Origin of the sequence: Actinokineospora auranticolor (assembly GCF_041897805.1) — a bacterium.
GTDB lineage: Bacteria > Actinomycetota > Actinomycetes > Mycobacteriales > Pseudonocardiaceae > Actinokineospora > Actinokineospora auranticolor.
This window is the reverse complement of sequence record NZ_CP154825.1, coordinates 5,206,409-5,222,863: the sequence shown is the minus strand read 5'-3', so window position 1 is coordinate 5,222,863 and position 16,455 is coordinate 5,206,409. Positions and strand designations below refer to the sequence as shown.

General features: G+C 71.4%; 17 protein-coding genes. 5 read left to right on the top strand and 12 right to left on the bottom strand.

Going from position 1 to position 16,455, the window contains the following annotated elements; translation table 11 throughout:
• Nucleotides 1-9: 9 nt before the first annotated feature.
• Nucleotides 10-2,904 (top strand): hypothetical protein, encoded by a 2,895-nt coding sequence (locus V5P93_RS22655; RefSeq protein WP_104478881.1) that lies wholly within the window; start codon nucleotides 10-12, stop codon nucleotides 2,902-2,904.
• A 164-nt stretch (nucleotides 2,905-3,068) separates the two neighbouring features.
• Here the strand turns inward: V5P93_RS22655 and V5P93_RS22650 are convergent, their stop codons facing one another.
• Nucleotides 3,069-5,990: a S8 family serine peptidase gene (locus V5P93_RS22650; protein WP_181043441.1), complete on the bottom strand. Its 2,922-nt coding sequence runs from the start codon at nucleotides 5,988-5,990 to the stop codon at nucleotides 3,069-3,071.
• A gap of 644 nt (nucleotides 5,991-6,634) precedes the next feature.
• Between V5P93_RS22650 and V5P93_RS22645 the strand changes: the two genes are divergently transcribed.
• The 3 genes from V5P93_RS22645 to V5P93_RS22635 all read left to right on the top strand — a co-directional run bounded on the left by V5P93_RS22645 (nucleotide 6,635) and on the right by V5P93_RS22635 (nucleotide 8,660).
• A complete protein-coding gene (locus V5P93_RS22645; protein ID WP_245931228.1) occupies nucleotides 6,635-7,264 on the top strand; it encodes a bifunctional 2-polyprenyl-6-hydroxyphenol methylase/3-demethylubiquinol 3-O-methyltransferase UbiG in 630 nt (209 codons plus the stop codon).
• On the top strand, nucleotides 7,261-8,271 hold the full coding sequence (locus V5P93_RS22640) for an HNH endonuclease (RefSeq protein WP_219823954.1): 1,011 nt from the start codon (nucleotides 7,261-7,263) through the stop codon (nucleotides 8,269-8,271). Before V5P93_RS22645 ends, V5P93_RS22640 begins: the two co-directional genes overlap by 4 nt.
• A gap of 164 nt (nucleotides 8,272-8,435) precedes the next feature.
• Nucleotides 8,436-8,660, top strand: a complete 225-nt coding sequence (locus V5P93_RS22635; RefSeq protein ID WP_104478884.1) for a hypothetical protein — start codon at nucleotides 8,436-8,438, stop codon at nucleotides 8,658-8,660.
• Nucleotides 8,661-8,871: 211 nt separating this feature from the next.
• Here V5P93_RS22635 and V5P93_RS22630 read toward each other — a convergent pair whose 3' ends face one another.
• From V5P93_RS22630 to V5P93_RS22595, 8 genes are all read right to left on the bottom strand, one after another.
• Nucleotides 8,872-8,994: a hypothetical protein gene (locus tag V5P93_RS22630; protein ID WP_281261657.1), complete on the bottom strand. Its 123-nt coding sequence runs from the start codon at nucleotides 8,992-8,994 to the stop codon at nucleotides 8,872-8,874.
• Nucleotides 8,995-9,034: 40 nt separating this feature from the next.
• Nucleotides 9,035-9,244, bottom strand: coding sequence for a hypothetical protein (locus V5P93_RS22625; protein WP_104478885.1), 210 nt, complete (start codon nucleotides 9,242-9,244; stop codon nucleotides 9,035-9,037).
• Nucleotides 9,226-9,894, bottom strand: coding sequence for a hypothetical protein (locus V5P93_RS22620; RefSeq protein ID WP_104478886.1), 669 nt, complete (start codon nucleotides 9,892-9,894; stop codon nucleotides 9,226-9,228). The genes V5P93_RS22625 and V5P93_RS22620 overlap by 19 nt, the downstream gene beginning before the upstream one ends.
• A complete protein-coding gene (locus V5P93_RS22615; RefSeq protein WP_146107994.1) occupies nucleotides 9,891-10,226 on the bottom strand; it encodes a hypothetical protein in 336 nt (111 codons plus the stop codon). The genes V5P93_RS22620 and V5P93_RS22615 overlap by 4 nt, the downstream gene beginning before the upstream one ends.
• A 5-nt stretch (nucleotides 10,227-10,231) precedes the next feature.
• The gene (locus V5P93_RS22610) at nucleotides 10,232-10,393 is read right to left on the bottom strand and encodes an RNA polymerase sigma factor (RefSeq protein ID WP_342752262.1); all 162 of its coding nucleotides are present in this window, start codon (nucleotides 10,391-10,393) and stop codon (nucleotides 10,232-10,234) included.
• 282 nt (nucleotides 10,394-10,675) lie between these two features.
• Entirely contained in the window at nucleotides 10,676-11,062 is a 387-nt protein-coding gene (locus V5P93_RS22605; RefSeq protein ID WP_104478887.1) for a DUF3037 domain-containing protein, read from the bottom strand.
• Complete coding sequence (locus V5P93_RS22600; protein WP_104478888.1) at nucleotides 11,046-11,831, bottom strand: HipA family kinase; 786 nt, start codon at nucleotides 11,829-11,831, stop codon at nucleotides 11,046-11,048. Before V5P93_RS22600 ends, V5P93_RS22605 begins: the two co-directional genes overlap by 17 nt.
• A 22-nt stretch (nucleotides 11,832-11,853) precedes the next feature.
• The gene (locus V5P93_RS22595; protein WP_181043443.1) at nucleotides 11,854-12,504 is read right to left on the bottom strand and encodes a DUF4386 family protein; all 651 of its coding nucleotides are present in this window, start codon (nucleotides 12,502-12,504) and stop codon (nucleotides 11,854-11,856) included.
• Between the two features lie 118 nt (nucleotides 12,505-12,622).
• Between V5P93_RS22595 and V5P93_RS22590 the strand changes: the two genes are divergently transcribed.
• Nucleotides 12,623-13,288: a TetR/AcrR family transcriptional regulator gene (locus V5P93_RS22590; protein ID WP_104478890.1), complete on the top strand. Its 666-nt coding sequence runs from the start codon at nucleotides 12,623-12,625 to the stop codon at nucleotides 13,286-13,288.
• Between the two features lie 15 nt (nucleotides 13,289-13,303).
• Here V5P93_RS22590 and V5P93_RS22585 read toward each other — a convergent pair whose 3' ends face one another.
• The 3 genes from V5P93_RS22585 to V5P93_RS22575 are packed head-to-tail and all read right to left on the bottom strand — an operon-like array spanning nucleotide 13,304 to nucleotide 16,452.
• On the bottom strand, nucleotides 13,304-14,527 hold the full coding sequence (locus V5P93_RS22585) for a hypothetical protein (protein ID WP_146107995.1): 1,224 nt from the start codon (nucleotides 14,525-14,527) through the stop codon (nucleotides 13,304-13,306).
• A gap of 42 nt (nucleotides 14,528-14,569) precedes the next feature.
• Nucleotides 14,570-15,139 carry a UbiX family flavin prenyltransferase gene (locus tag V5P93_RS22580; RefSeq protein ID WP_104478892.1) on the bottom strand — a complete coding sequence of 190 codons (570 nt, stop codon included), beginning with the start codon at nucleotides 15,137-15,139 and terminating at the stop codon, nucleotides 14,570-14,572.
• Nucleotides 15,136-16,452 carry a UbiD family decarboxylase gene (locus V5P93_RS22575; protein WP_245931250.1) on the bottom strand — a complete coding sequence of 439 codons (1,317 nt, stop codon included), beginning with the start codon at nucleotides 16,450-16,452 and terminating at the stop codon, nucleotides 15,136-15,138. The genes V5P93_RS22580 and V5P93_RS22575 overlap by 4 nt, the downstream gene beginning before the upstream one ends.
• Nucleotides 16,453-16,455 lie beyond the last annotated feature (3 nt).

Here is a 16,455-nt window from a genome sequence, read left to right as displayed (position 1 = left end):
GGGGTGGATATGGCCAGGCCGGAACGGCCGGTGGCGACCGAGGACGCGGTGCTCACCGAGTTCGCCGAAGGGCTGCGTGAGTTGCGGCGGCGGTCAGGCGCAGTGCCGTACCGGGTGCTCAGCGCGCGTGCGCACTACTCGGCCGCGGCGTTGTCGGAGGCGGCGGGTGGGCGGAAGCTGCCGACTCTGCCCGTGACGCTGGCCTACGTCAGCGCCTGCGGGGGTGACGCAGGCGAGTGGGAGCGCCGGTGGCGGGCGGCCGCGGCGCACCTCGTGTCCGGAGGTGATCATGCCGGGCCGGTCGACGGGAGCGCCGCCGCGTCCCCGTACCCGGGGCTGGTCGCCTTCCACGAGGGCGACGCCGACCTGTTCTTCGGTCGGGACCGTGCCGTCGACGACCTGCTCGACCGGCTCACACGCCGCCGCTTCCTCGGGTTGTTCGGCGCGTCGGGATCGGGCAAGACGTCGGTGTTGCGAGCCGGTCTGGCCACGAGATGGGCGACGCGAACCGGCACCGAGGGCGTGGTCAGCGTGCTGACACCGGGCGCGCGTCCGGCCGAGAAGTGCGCCGTCTGGCTCGCCGGGCGCAGCGGCGACTCGCCGGTGCGGCTGCTGGAGGAACTCCGCGCCGACCCGGCCAATCTCGGCATCCGATTGCGTTCGACACTGCCGGAGCCGTGCGCGGAACCGGGCTTGCTGCTGATCGTCGACCAGTTCGAGGAGGTATTCACCCTCTGCGACGACGACGTCCAGCGTGCCTGGTTCATCCGGGCACTCGTGTCGGCCGCGGGCGAGGGTGTTCGGGTCGTGCTCGGCGTCCGTGCCGACTTCTACGGCCACTGCGGTCTGCACGGTGACCTGGTCGAGGCGTTGCAGGACGGTCAGGTCCTGCTCGCGCCGATGACGCCCGACGAACTCCGGCAGGCGGTCACCAAACCCGCGACGGCGCGCGGGTACCGGCTGGAGCCGGAGTTGATGGCTCGCGTGATCGCCGACGCGGCCGGTCGGGCCGGGAGCCTTCCGCTGCTGTCCCACGCGCTGCTGGAGACGTGGCGCCGCCGCCGGGGGATGACGCTCACCCTGGGGGGATACGAGACCGTCGGCGGAATCGACCAGGCCATCGTCCGCACCGCCGAGGCCGTCTACGCCCAACTCGGCGACCGGCAGCGTGGAATCGCGATGGACATCCTCACCCGCCTGGTCGTCCTCGGTGAGGGCGGCGCGGACACCAAACGCCACGTGCGACTCGACGAGTGGGACGACGACAAGGACACCGCCGCGGTCGTGCACGCCCTCGCCCGCGCGCGGCTGGTCACACTCGACCACGACGGCGTGGACCTCGCGCACGAAGCCGTGATCACCCAGTGGGCCCGGTTCCGCGCCTGGCTCACCGACAACCGCGAAAACCTGCGCGTGCACCGCCAGTTGGTCGACGCGGCCCGCACCTGGGAGGACTTGGACCGCGATCCGGCGGCGCTCTACCGGGGCACCCTGCTGGCCCGTGCGTGCCAACTGCGCGCGAGTCGCCCGAACCTGATCGCCGCCAGGGAAGCGCGGTTCCTGGCCGCGGCAGAAGACGCCCACAGCGCGGCCAAGCGCACCACGCGCCGTCGTCGTCGACGCATCGTGATCGCGCTCGCGAGCCTGATCGCCGTGCTCGCCACGGCTGGGGTGTACGTGGCGCGACTGGCGCGCGAAAGCGCGGACAACAGGACCGCGGCCATGCTTGAGCGCGTGATGGCCGACGCGCGAAACCTGCGCGCGAGTGATCCTGCCCTGGCAGGCCAACTCGCCTTGGTCGCTTATGAGATCGCTCCGAGCCACCAGACCCGGGGACTGGTGCTCGACGCCGCGGCGGATGTGAACTTCGGCAACGGTTCGTTCGGGCTCGGTGACCGGACCTGGATCGGGTTTCACCCGGGTGGGCGGTGGATGTACGCGCTGTCGGGCGGTGTGCTCACCGCCGTTGACTTCGAAGGCACGTCCGTTCCCGGAGGCGCCCAGAGCGTCGACTTCCCCGCAGGCATCGAGGCGATGGTGATCGATAGTCGAGGTCCCCTGCTCGCGGCTACCGACAACACCGGAACGGTGCGATTGCTGAGCATCGCCGATCCGCTCCGACCGCGGTCCCTCAGCACCATCGCGACCAAGCACCCGCTGGTGGGCATCTCGTTCAGCCCGGTGGCCCCGCTCATGGCGCTCACGTACCCCGATGGCTGGGACGAAGATCCCGGCGGGAGCACAAGCCTCGACCGCCTCACAATCGTCGACGTGAGCGACCCCTCCCACCCGGTGGAGCGCGCGGCGTTCACCACCGCGGACCTTCCATACGGGTTCGACGCCGGAGGCGACCTCGTCACCCTCGACCGTGGTGGCAACGTGCGATTGCGGGACCCCCTGCACCCTGATCGCCCCCGCGAACCGGCTCCCGGCGCGGAGCCCGTTTGGGCACAGGACCTGTTGGTCGCGCGTACGCGCCGCCTGATGGCCACCGCCGGAACCGGAGACCCGGCATCCAACATCACCTTGTGGGACACCAGCGACCCCGCGCGACCTCGCCCGGCGGCCCACCTCCCTGGCGGCAGACCGACGGCGTTCAGCCCCGATGGGCGTCTCCTCGCGGTTACCGATGACGAACGGATCAACCTCTGGGACGTCGCGGACCTGGCAAACCCACACCTTTTCGCCGTGCTGCGCAAACGCTCGGACACGTGGACGGGCCTGAGCTTCAACGCCAACGGAACAGGCATGGCGAGTAGGCTGACGCCCGACCAGCTCCGGTACTGGAGTCTCGACGTCTCGGCGGCGGTCAACCAGCTGTGCCAACGAGCACACCCGCGCATCACCGAAGACCAATGGGCTCGCTACATCCCCGAACTCGAATACCGTCTGCCCTGCGAATGAGCGCACCACCGGAATCTCGCGGAGCGTGGCCGGGTCCCACCCCGTACTACCGCCGTGCGAACCGGTGGCCGCGCCTGGCGACGGAGGTGGAGCAGCCGCGGCCACCGGTTGCCGGACGGCCCGTCCGGAAGAGTCCTGTTGGGATAGTGGTGATGTGTTGCGGATCAGGGCTTCTTGATCGTGTAGGCGTGAATGATGGTTTGGTCGATCGTGCCGCCTCGGCCGTCTTCGGCGTGGGCGCGCAGCGACACGGAAGTGGCGGTGTCAGGTTGGTCCAGTCGTAGGGTGTTGTGGTGGATTTCGGCTGGCTGCCAGGTCTTTCCCTCGTCGTAGGAGACGTCGGTGGCGAGGTTGTGTGGGGTGGTGTGGGTGCCGTCTTCCAGTTGGAGGAAGAACGGGACCGTGAAGTGGCCGGGGGGTGCGGTGTTGTCGTCGGCCAGGGTCGGTGCGAAGCGGACCACCGACAACGGGACGATCCGGTGTCCGGGCCTGGAGCAGAACGTCCACTCGGCAGACACGGTGGTGCTGAGGACGGGGCCGGGGCGTCGGGTGCCCTCCATGGTGTACCGGTAGGTGCCCGCGTCCGCCGGTACCTGGTAGGACTCCACGTTGCTCGGTTCGCGACTCGGCCGGATCTCGACGCCGTCCCGGTACAGCGCGGTGCGCAGCGTGCGGCTGTTGAGCGTGATGGAGGTGTCGTCGTTGCCCCACAGGCTCATGTTCATCCGCAGCCGGTCGCCGACGCGCTCGGCCCACGGGTGGTACGACCGGGGCAGCGCCGGGCCGAGGACGGCGTGGTTGAACCGGTGCTCGTACGTACCGCCCGGGTGGTAGCGCCGCGGCTCGCCGATGAACTCGAGGTCGGGGGCGTCCGGGCTGCTCCCGTAGAGCACCGAGACCGCCTCCCAGCGCACGTCGGGGCCCGCCACGTAGTCGACCACGTCCTCGTCGGCGAGGGCGCCGCGCAGGAGCGGGATGTCCCGGCCGCCCCTCGCCACGGGCTCCAGACCCTCGAAGAGCCAGTAGCGCTTGGTCGGGAGGTTGACGAACCGGAGGCGGACGGCGGCGAAGTCGGCCGCCGTCAGGCTGTGCGTGGCGCCGGTGGGCACCCCGTCGAGGTAGGGCCAGGCCGCCAGGTAGTGGCTGCGGACCGTGTCCATGTCGAAGGGGTCGCCGTAGAGGGCGCCGATGACGGAGGTCAGCACGCCGGGTGGGGCGTTCGGGCCGACCTGGGCGGAGCGGAGCGTGTTCGGGTCACCGACCATGACGTCGAGAGCGGCCTCTCTGCCGTCCTCGGTGTCGAGCACCACGCCGAGGTTCACGGCGAACAACGGCTCCGGCAGTCGCGGCAGGTCGAGCTGGATAGGTTCCGCGGTGCGGGCGTCGACGACCAGGTCGAGCGGCTTGGTCACGGCGAGCGAGGTGATCGGGAGGTAGCGGACGTCGTCCTGCCGGCTCAGCGAGTTGTCCAGGACGTATTGGCCGCGGCGCAGCCTGCGCCGCCACACGCCGTCCGGGTCCGGGTAGAACAGCCAGATGTTGCCCGCGGACTTCAGGTCCATCGTCGCTATGAACCAGTCCTGGCTCGGTTTGCCGTCCCCGTCGAAGTAGTGGACGGTGACGTCGTACTCCTCGAAGTCCCGGACGAGGCGGATGCTCGTGTACACGGTCTGCCCGTCGCCGGTGCCGATGATGTTGCCGTAGAAGTAGCCGTCCTCGGTGCCCACGCTGGTGTCGGCGGTGTAGGTGACCTGCGTGGACCCGCCCGCGGGGATGGTGATCCTGGTCGGTGACACGGTGGCCATGCCGGGTGGCAGGGGCAGACCCAGGGTGGTCTCCCGGACGACCAGGTCGAGGGTGACCGGGGTGGGTCCCGAGTTGCGGTAGGTGAGCGGCACGCGCACCGGGGTGTCGTCGGTGTGCGGCCACGGCTGGCTGGGCAACTCGATGAAGGCCGGGTCGGTTGTCACCACGTCTGCCAAGGCCTGGGCGGGGTCCGGACTACTTGAGTCCATAGTGGACATGAGGCGGCGCTTGAGCGGCGCGCCACGCCAATCCGGGTGCCGCTGGGCGAGCAGCGCCGCCGCGCCCACGGCGGCCGGGCGGTGCGCCGGGTCGACGGTCAGTGCCGCCGTCGCGGCGGGGGCGTGGTCGCGGGACACGGGTTCGGCGCCCGCGACGAACAGGGTGTTCTTGGTGGCGGACAACCGGTCGAGGGACTGGCGGAGCAGCCCGTTGTCCGCGTCACCGAGGCCCGCGCCCACGTCGACGATGTCCGCGCCTTGGTCGGCCGCCCACTCGGCGGCCGCGATGATCCACGACAGCTGACCGGTGCCGTCGGCGCCGAGAGCCTTGGCGTCGAGGAGATCGATGCCCGGGGCCACGGCCCCCGCGATGGTCGCGGCGACCCGGGTGCCGTGGTCGCTGCCGTGCGCGACACCGTCCGTGAAATCCTTTTCGGCCACTTCGTGGCCGATCCCGTCGATTCCGGTGTCGACGACCGCCACCTGCACGCCGGCGCCGGTCAAGCCGCCGCGCGGGACGGCAGGAACCGGATCGATTTCGGGGGCGGGCCGAATCTTGGAGTCCAGCCACACCTTTCCACCCGTCGCGGCCAGCTGACGCCACACGGCGGGCAAGGAGGCCTTCTCGACGGTGATCGCGCGCCCACCGATGGACGGCAGATCGCGAATTGTGCGCACGCCCGCGACGTTCGTCGCCGGGCCGGTCTGGATCAGCGGGAGATCGGCCCGCTCGCCGTACCCCGCCTCCGCCAGCCCGGTCACGTCGAACAGGCCCTGATCGAGCTGCCCCGAACGCAACAGCGGAACCGCGTCGGACGGGAACACGCGCACGCGGTGCGCCGCCGTGTAGGTCCGGTACGAAACACCAGGTCTGAGCCCCGCGAGCACGGCACGACCACCGACCAGCCGGACCTGGTCGCCGGTGATCAGCGTGACGGTGGTGGGCGCGCCCCGTGCCGCCCCGGCAGGCGGTGGCCCACTACGCGCCACCGCGACGGGTACCGCCGTGGCCGAGAGGACGAGTGCCGCGGCCGACACCGCGGCCATTGACGAGAGTCGCATGCCACCCCCTGGGCGAGTGCGGAGCCAGGGTTGGAACGCGTCACCGAATTCGACCGAAATGCGTGACCCTGGTTCAACCGAACGTATCGACGCGATGCGCGAATCGCAATCCGCCAAGCGCTCCAGGATGACCGGCGGCCATATCCGGGAATTTGCCAATCGAATTCCCGGCCACGACCGACCACGTGATCCAACGGTACACTGCCGATGACCTGTTACCACTATCTCGACACCCGGGGGCGAACTGCCGCCTCGTCGACGCGGGCGCGCACACGGCGACAGCTTGGGCCGCGCGGCTTGGGCGCCGTCTTGGCCCACAAGGCCGTGCGAGCCCGCCCCGGGAGTCTGAGACATACCACCCAATCGTGAACTATCGCCGGTTCGGGAGATTTCCACCGATAGCGAGGCCTTCGTCGAGGTGCCGGAACGCCGCATGGAGTTGCCGCGGCCGCTCGTTGGCGGTGGTAGGGCGGGATGTTGATCGCGGTGTTTTGGGCGGTTTCCGCCGCGCTGTGTGGTTGTGGGCTGGTACTTTCGGATCGTGTCGTGAGCCTTGACCCAAGGGCGATCGGGCGCATTCGTAGGGTGTGGCGAAGGGGCCGGGCGGTCGTGGGCCGCGGTGCTCCAGCGGGGTGGTGGCGGTCGTGAGCCGAGAGTCCGGTAGGCCGGGTGGCACGGTGGCGGGCGCCACGGGCTACGGGCAGGCGGCCGGGGTGCTGGCCCGCCGGTACGAGGCCGTGGCGTTCGAGGACGTCCACCGCGCCGCGCTCGCGTGGCTGCCCGCCCGTCCGGGGCGGGTGATCGATATCGGCGCAGGCACCGGTCGTGACGCCGCCGCTCTCGCCGCGCGTGGGCATGCGGTCACCGCGGTGGAGCCGACCGCGGAGTTCCGGGTCGCCGGCCGGTCGCTGCACGGCGCGACCATCCAGTGGCTCGATGACAGCCTTCCCGAACTCCGCTCGGTCCGCGGTGTCTTCGACCTCGTGCTGCTCAGCGCCGTGTGGATGCACCTCGACCGCGCCGAGCGCCGGGCCGCCATGGCGCGGATCAGCGACCTGTCCGCGCCCGGCGGTCGTTCGATCCTGACCCTGCGTCACGGCCCGGTGCCCCCGGGACGGCGGATGTTCGACGTGACCGTGGCCGAGACGGTCGAGTCGGCCGGATCCCAAGGTTTGAAAGTGGTGCACCACAGCGAGTCCGCGGACATCTTGAGCAGGCCCGACGTGCGGTGGAGCTGCCTGGTCCTGGCACGCGACGGCGAGGTGACCCCGTGACGGACGCCCTCTACCGGGTCGAACCCACCCCGTGGTCGTCGTGGCGGATGGCGGTGCTGCTGGGCGAGAACTCCCGGACTTACAAGTTCGCCCTGGCCCACGCCCTCCTGGAGACGGCCGGTGAGGGCCGCGCCGAGGTCCGATTATCGGAACTGGCCGTCCCCTACGCCCTCAGTCTGGTGGAACACCTGTCCACCGCACCCCAGGCGCCGGGAAAGTCCGAACTGGGCGACCAGGACTTCCTGACCGTGGCCGGGCAGGAAGCCGACCGGACAAGGGAATCGGGACGTCCCACCGAACGACTGCTCGACGTGGCGGGCCGATCCATGCGGCAGATGGTGCTGCGCAAGTTCCCCAACCTCCGGGGCGGCGGACGATTACCCCACGAGTTCTACCGTGTGACCGGCGGCGCGGACCCCACAGTGGAACTGACCGCCGAGATGCTTGCGATCGCCACGTCCGAACGCGCCGCGGGGCTGCGCGCCGAACTCGCCGCGCGCTGGAACATCGTGGAAAGCTCATTCACGCTCGAGATCGGCCGCGGACTGCTGCGCGACGGCCTCGCCGTCGACCTGGACTCGAGCGCCCTCCGGGACAGGTACCGGCGCCGACCGATCGCCGGGCTGACCGACTCCGTCATCGGGTTCCAACACGGCCGGTGCCTGATCTGCGACGAGATCATCACCCCCGACACCGCGACCGCGGTCGACCACGTCTTCCCCCACGCGCTGATGCGGCGCTACGGCAGCGTGGCCGGGTGGCAGGGGCCCGACCTCGACCTGCTGTGGAACCTGGCACCCGCCCACCACGACTGCAACAGCGCGAAAAGCGACCGCCTGCCCACCAACGCCGAACTCCGTCGCCTCGCCGAGCGCAACGACGCCATCCTCGAATCACCCCACCCCCTGCGCCGGACGCTCGAACTCAACCTCGTCGACGCCGGCTTCCCCGGAAAGACAGGACAATGGGCACGGTTCCTCGCCAAGGTGCAAGAAGCCTTCCGGTAGCCGGTTCGACCGGAAGCCCGCCGACGCGGGTGTCGCCACTTAGGACAGTCCGGTGGTGGTGGGACGCGCGAAACCGGCTCGGGGCGGCGGCCGTGGAACGGCGCGGTGAGATGGCCGTCTACTATCGAGGCTGGTGAGTGGTTCCGGCTGAGAGGTGGTGTGTGATGGGCTGGCTGGTGTTCTTCCTGCCCACCGCCGCCGTGTGGTTGGTGTTGGTGGGGGCGTTGGTCAACCACGCCAAGCCGGTGGTCACCGTGCCGTTGGGGTGTGGCGCGGTGTTGGGTGCTGTCGCCGTGGTGACGCAGCAGGTGTGGTTGCTGGTTCCGGTGGTGCTGGCGTGGTTGTGGGGTATCGGCATGCTGGTGCGCGCGGAGCGTCGCGGGGGATGACCAGTCGCGGGGGATGACCAGATGGGGGTTGGTGAGTTCGAGTCGGCGGTGAGCGGGCTCGACCGGCGAGCTTGCCTGCACCACCGCCCTGGACAACCCCCGCGGTCGCGACTACTGCGGTGTCAGGAGCGGGAAGGGTGGCCCGGCGAGCCCGTCCGGGAAGGCGATACCGCCGCGGACGGGCTCCTTTGCCTACGCACCTACGCGGAGATCAGCACACGATGATGCCGTCGGTCGTGCGGAGCAGGTCCGGGGGCGCGATGTAGCCGGTGTAGTGCGGAGCGCGGATGGTGCCGACGTGGTCCCAGGCGCCGCCGTTCCAGTTGAAGAACACCGAGGTGGTGCCCAGTGTCTGGTTGTCCTTGGCGGTTGGCTCAGGTAAAGAGTCCTTGGTAGACGAGTGAGCCGTCCGCGGCGTAGGCGCGGCAGACGACGCGAGAGCTGTCCGTTGCCTCGGGGGGCAAGAGCACCGCGAAGGTGCCGTTGGCGACGTCGGCGGGCAGCACCGCGCCGTCGGGCAGTTCGATCTCCATCCTCGCCTTCTCGCGGCTGGTCGTCCCGGCGATCAGCGGTCTGCCGTCCACACCCGGGGGCGACCGGAAGGGTTTTGACCGCGGTGCCGCCGGTGCCGCTCGGCGTGGCCTGGGCGATGAAGTCGGTGCGTTGCTCCTGGAGGAAGCAGGCGGCGACACCGCCGTCGTTGACCGCCATGACCACCCTGGAGCCCCGTGGGCCCGCCGCGGTCGCGCCCGGCGACCAAGGAGGCCGCGTCGACCACCACGCGGTAGGCCCTGGCCTGGTCGATGCACGAGTCGAGGAAGCGGCCGCGCGCCGACGAGCGGTCCGCGGGCGCGGGCGCGTCGACCAGCGGCGCCCCGGCCTTCGGGAGCGCCCGTTCCACGTCGTCACCGCTGGGGCGGATCGTGGTCGCGGCGGCGTTGTCCGGCCCGATCACCGACAGGTACGCGAACAGGCCGTCCTCGTGCACGACGTCGGCTTGGTAGCGGTCTTTGCTCGGCGCGGTCGTGGACACCCGCGCGCCGGGCCACGCCGGGTCCAGCAGCCCGGCGATCGTGCCGTTGGGTGCGGTCAGCAGCGCTGCGGTGCGCGATCCCTCGACGTAGGTCGGGGTCCGCTCCGGATCGGACACCGCCACCGTGGCGCGGGTGGTCTCGCAGAACAGCGGTGAGCTCGCGGCGCGGATGGCCGTCACCACCACCAGATCGTTGGTCACCTGGAACAGCGCGGTCCACTGGTCGCGGGCGGGGGCGGCCGCGACGGCACGGGTCGCGGCCGCCCAACAGCGATCGAGGCCGGACGCGGCGCCTCGGGCGAGACGCCGAGCGCGCGCGTCGGCTCCGTGCCCGGACCGGCCACGCCCAACGACGGTCCACCCGGTACATCGTGGTCACTACCGGAACCCCAGACCCCCACCGCCGCGCCGAGCACGGCCACACCGCGGCGCTTCCTGCTTCGCGCGGTCAGCACCCGGGCCGCGAGCCGGTCGCGCACGTCATCGGGGACCTCGCGCAGGGGTGGCACGGCGAACTCGTCTCGATCGTCCATATCGGCTATTCCCCTACCATGCTCGTGAGTTTGGACCGGGCACGAGACAACGTGGAGCGCACAGTCGCCTCGGCGACCTGGAGTACCTCGGCCGGCTCGCCCGACGACAGCTCGCCCAGCAGGCAGAGCTCCACGACCTCGCGCTGGGCGTCGGGCAGCCGCCGCACGGCCGCGATCAGTCCGCGCGCCCTCTCGATGTCGTGCAGCCGGTCGACGACCGCGGGTGTCGGCGGAACGCGACGCGCGAGCCGGGAACGGCGCAGGCACCGCGCGCCTCATCGCGCGCCAGGTTGCCCACCACGGTCTAGAGCCACGGCAGCGCGCTCTCGCGGACCAGCACCCCGGCTCGCGTCTCCTCGGTCACACTTGTCTGTGGCCGGCACGAGCACCACGTTGCACGCGGAACACAACCGAATCGCAGTCGCCCCGCACGAGACGAATCGTCCTGGTCAGGTGAGGGGGAGGACCAGGCGGCGGAAGAGGCGGTCCAGGTCGGTGTTCGGGTCGGTCGTGAGGCCCGGGTGCGTGGGGGAGGTCTGCACCAGGGTGCTGCGCGGTGCGGTCAGCCAGCGGAAGCGTTGGCCGATGGGGATGTTCGTGACCGGGACTCGGCCGTCTTCGCCGTCGCAGGCGGTGGTGAGTTGGGTGAGGGTGGCGGTGAGGACGTCGAGGTCGATGCCCGGGTCGAGGGCTCGTAGGCGGTCCGGGTCGACGTGGGTTCGGCAGCCCAGGTAGGCCAGGTCGGCGCAGTAGAGCAGGACGCCGATGTTCATGGCCTCCCCGCGGTCCTGCCGCGGCACGGCCCGCAGCAGCGCGTACTCAAACACGTGCGACACGGGCCGCCTCCACGTCCGCGAGCCAGCGCGGGGCGTCGGCCAGCCGCGCGGTGAAGTACGACCGGTAGGCCGATCGGGCCGTGTCGGGGTCGCCGAAGACCGGGTCCAGCCAGTCGTCCGGGATGAGGGTGACCGCGCGGTCCACCGCGGCTGGGACGCGAGGGGCCAGTTCCTCGTGCGCTGCCTCGACGGAACCGGCGGCGCCGAGCATGATGTGGTCCGCCGCGTCGAACCGGTAGCTCGTCGCGGGTGCCCAGCCCGCCGCGAACCGGTGGTGGAAGTACAGGGCGGCGCCGTGGTCGATCAGCCACACCTCGCGGTGCCACAGCAGCAGGTTGGGGTTGCGCCAGCTGCGGTCCACGTTGAGCACCAAGGCGTCCAACCACAGCACCCGCGCGGCCAGGTCAGGCCCCGGGTCGCGGACGGCCGGGGTGAAGTCGAAGGAACCGGGCAGGAAGTCGGATCCGAGGTTGCGGCCGCCGCTGGCCCGCAGCAGCTCTTGGACCTCCTCGTCCGGCTCGGCTCGCCCGAGGTCCGGGTCGAGGTCGACCAGCACCAGCTCCGGCACCCGCAGCCCCAACCCCCTGGCCAGTTCCCCCACCACGACCTCGGCCACCAGCGCCTTGAGCCCCTGCCCGGCGCCCCGGAACTTGAGCACGTACATCCCCAGGTCGTCGCCCTCGACCAACCCGGGCAGCGACCCGCCCTCCCGCAGCGGCGTCACGTACCGGGTGGCGGCGACCGTCCGCAGTGTCCCTGGCAATGGCACGGCACCATCCTCCCCCACCCCGCTAGTCGGCTCGCTTCCGGATGACGTGCGCCGCGGCGACCAGGAACCAGACCTGGACCGCCCCGCTGCCCACACTGATCAACGCACCCGCGTCCACGCCGAGCAACTCGACCAGCGGCAGTGCCAGGGCGGCGGCGGTGAGCACGGTGAAACCCTTGAGCCACAACGGGATCTCCGCGACCCTGGCCAGGCAGAGCAACCAACCCGCCGCGAACAGCGACACCCCGAGCAACTCGCCGACGCCGCCCGCGAACGAGTTCAGCGCGTCGTACTGGACCTGGACCGCCTCCCGGTGCGCGCCGGACTGCCACGCCCGCGCGAGGTCGGGCATCGTGGTCAGCCAGCGGACGATGCCGACGCACCGCGCCAGCGCGGACAGCGCGGCGAACGCCAGGCCGAGCCGGGCGACTCGCGAGTCCGACCGGCCGCGCGCGAGGGCCGCCGTGGTCCACAGCGCCACCGGCAGGAACAACGCTGAGTAGGCGAGGTACGCGACGTACCCCAGTCGTAACGCCGTCTCGTTCGCCGCCACCTGCGGCAAGACCGTGGCGGCGGGTTCGCCCAGGCTGGCAGGCCAGTCCACGGCGGCCCCGAGCACCACCACCGGGAGGAACAGCAACACCCCCTCCACCAGCAGCAACAGGGCGGCCACGCGGGTCGGTCCGCGTCCGCCATCTACTTTGCGATCAATAACTGCACTGCGATCACTGTTCACAAAGGCACGCTAGCGCACTGCGAACACCGATCGCAAAGCGCTACCCTCACGCACCATGGCGAACAGGCGGGAACGGCTCAGGGAGCAGACGACGGCCGAGATCAAGGCGGCCGCCCAGACCCACCTGCGGGAGGGCGGCGGCGCGGCGCTGTCCTTGCGCGCGGTGGCGGTGTCCATCGGCATGAGCCCGGCGGGCCTGTACCGCTACTACCCGAACCGCGACGCCCTGCTGACCGACCTGATCACCGACGGCTTCACGGCACTGGCGGCGGAAGTGGCCCGCGCCAGAGACGCGGCGAAGGGCGACGCCTTCGTGGCCGCTGCCCTGGCCTACCGCGAGTGGGCCCTGACCCACCCGCACGAGTTCGCGCTCCTCTACGGCACCCCGATCCCGGATTACCAGGCCCCCGAATCCGGCCCGACCTCACACGCGAGCCGCGCGGTGGGCGCCGCCTTCGTCCCCCCGATCCTCGCCGCCTGGCACCGCGGCACCCTGCAACGCCGAGCGGTCACACCACCTCTCACCGCCCTGAACGTCTTCGCCGCCGCGGTGGACCTCCCCTCGGACGCGGCGGCGGTGGCGTTCAGCGCGTGGACCGCGATCCACGGCCTGGTGGTCCTGGAGTCCTTCGGCCACCTCGCCTGGCTGGGCGACGACCAGACCCCCCTCGCCGAGTCCCGCTTCCACGCCCTGTCCGAGGACTTCGGCATCGCCCCGTGAGGCCCCGGGTATGCGCTACCGGCGGCTGGGTTGGCCTCGGTGTGCTCGGTTGCGACCCTGCTCCACCAGGTGTTCCAGTTCCGGCGGCAGGGGAGGCAACTCCACTCCGGACTCGGCCAGGAACCGGGAGAACCACTCCCGCAGCGCGGTCCGGTACACCACCGCGACGGCCGCGGACAGTGCCAGGCCGCACGCCGTGACGGACCAGGCGATGGTTGCCTCCGGTGCCATCTCCACCCACAACGCCACCCCGAGCGCCAGCGCCGACAGCGCGGCGATGTGTTCGCCGAACGGGTATCGGGGTGGGGATCCGTACCGGTGGAAGTCCACTGTGTCGGCGGCGTCCGGGCCCATTTCGGTGATCCGGATCGCGTGCTCCCGCCGGGTGGTCGAGGTCGTCGTGTAGGCGGCGTAGAAGTAGTTGAGGTACAGCAGGGCCGCGACGGTGGTGAGGGGGCCGACCCACGGGGCGGCGACGGCGCCCGCCGCGGTCACGGCCGTGGCGGCTCGGATCGCGCGGTGGCCGCGTACGACGCTCGGTGCCGTCACCGGCGTTCGCGTGTCCTTGCCGATCCGCACCCGTTCCTCAAGGATGCCGAGCACGTGCCTCTCGGCGGCGGCCAGCTCCGCGTCCGGTGGGGTCGGGGTGACGGGTGGCGCCGGGCGGGTGGCCAAGGGCTCCAGCTCGGCGGGGAGCGGCGGCAGCCGCACGTCCAGCTCCGCCCCGAAACGCGGGAACCAGTCGTGTACGCGGCGCCAGGTGGCGGCGAGGGTGAGCAGGGCCAGGGCCAGGCAGGTGGCGGTCAGCCACCACGCCACCGGGTCGGCGGGCGGCCACCCCTCCAGCCACAGGGCCAGGCCCGCCAGGTCCGCGGTGAGCAGGCACGCGACGAGCAGCCCGGCTTGGCGCGCCGCGGTGCTCCGGCGCAGCCGGAGGGTGTCGGCCTCGTCCGGTCCCACGACCTGGATCCGGGCGGCGTCCATCAGGCGCCGGACCGAGGCGGCGGTCAGGGCGCAGCCCGCGGCGCCACCGAACACGATCATGGCGGCGCCGGTGCACGGGCCGACCCGGAAGCCCGACAGCGCCCCGAGGAACGCCACCAGCACGGCGTTCACGGCCGCGCCCTCGCCCGCCGCCACGCTCCTCGGCTTGGTCCGGCCCCACGCGGCCCCGGTCGTCTTGACCCGGCCGTCGACGATCTCCCGAAGCCGCGCCACGGCCTGTTCCGCTGACCCCATGTGGATCAGTCTACTTCGGTGGAAAAGCGACGAATCGGGCGGTCAGGCCGGGTGTCGCGCCCCGGTCCAGCGGACGGCCTCCGGCAGGTCGAGGCCGAACTGGTCCAGCACCCGCGCGCTGATGTGCGTGACGATGTCCTCCACCGTCCGGGGTCGCGTGTAGAACGCCGGGGACGGCGGGGCGATCACCGCCCCCATCCGCCGCAGTGCCAGCATGTTCTCCAGGTGGATCTCCGACAGCGGAAGTTCGCGCGGGACGATGACGAGCTTGCGGTCCTCCTTCAGCGTCACGTCGGCGGCCCGGGGGATCAGGCCGTCGCCGTACCCTGTGCGCAGCGCGGCCAGGGTCTTCATGCTGCACGGGGCGATGATCATCCCGTCGGTGCGGTACGAGCCGCTGGAGATGGGGGCGGTCTGGTCGCCGTGCGGGTGGACGTGCGTGGCGAGCGCGTGCACTTGGGCGACGGTCAGGTCGGTTTCCAGTTCCAGTGTCGCGCGGCCCCACTTGCTCAAGACCAGGTGCGTTTCCACGCCCAGGTCCCGCAGGCCGCGCAGGATCCGCACGCCGATCACCGTGCCGGTGGCCCCGGTGATGCCGACCACGAGCCTCATGTGCCACCGCCGAACGAGCGCGCCGCGTCCAGTCCGAAAGGGATGGTCGCGTCGACGTAGGTCCGCCCCTCGCCGCCGCCTCGGCGCCAGGAAGGGCGCTGCGACGGGTCCATGCCCAGCGGGCCGGGGCCCGGCAGGGTGATCGCGTCGACGCCGAGGTTGCTGCGCGTGGTCATCGCCCACAGGACGTCCTCCGCGCACGACACGTCCACGTCGTCGTCGGTGAACACGATCAACTTGACGAACGGGTGTCGCCGCAGGAGTGCCTGGGCCAGGGAAGGGAGGCGGTCGTCGTCCGACGCGCTCGCCTTCCGCAAAGCCACCGCCAGCAACAACATCCCACCACCGGCGGGGGAGAAGTGCGCGTCCACCACCAGGTCGTCCTCCAGGCACAGCCCGAGCGACACGCCACCGGCCACTCCCAGGATCACCGACTGCTCGCGCCCCGGCCCGATCACCGCCTGGTACACCGGGGACGGCACCGTGGACACCCCCGTCACCGTCAGCACTGGCACCCGATCGCGCGCCGAGCCGTCGTACCCGAGGAACTCCGGCAGCGACCGGTCCGGCATCCCGTCGAGCGCCTCCGGTGACTCCTCGGCCCCGATGTACCCCTCCAGCGCGATCTCCGCGTCGGCGACCACCGAGGTCGCCCCGTCGCTCGACGGCGCCAACGCGACCGGCGCCCCGGCCAACGCGCCCGCGACGTCGAGCTTGTCCACCGGCAGCAGCGCCGTCGACAGCGCGGACGCGATCATGGCCGCGGGCGGGATACCGATGTTCACCGACACCGCCAACCGCTCCCCGGCCGCGAGCGCGTCGGCGTGCATGGCCCGCAGGGCGCGGCTCGGCAGCATCCAGATCGCCAGCCGATCGCGTCCCAGCACCAGCATCCGGTGCACGGAGAACGCCGTCGCGCCACCGCGGCGCGCGTACACGGCCCCCATGGTGAGGTAGGGCCCGGCGTCACGCGGCGTGGCCCGCAGCACCGGCAACGCGGACAGGTCGACTCCGGACCAATGGGTGCGCTCATCGGGGACGTGGACCGGGGGAATGGTTCGGGCCAACAACTCCCGGGCTTGTCCGGCACGGGCGGGTAGGCCGGGTAGCGTCGACCGAACCCGCTCCTCGGAACCGTAGAACCCCAGTACCACCGGAATGTCCGAATCGGACACCCGGTACCGCATCACGGGTTCCGTGCTCGCCCGTGAGGTCGCGGGCACCCCGGCGAACCGCGCGTAGTGCCCCGCGACCTCGTCCCGGGCCAACACCGGACCGTCGACGACACCGTCCAGGGCCTGCCGCAACGACATCGC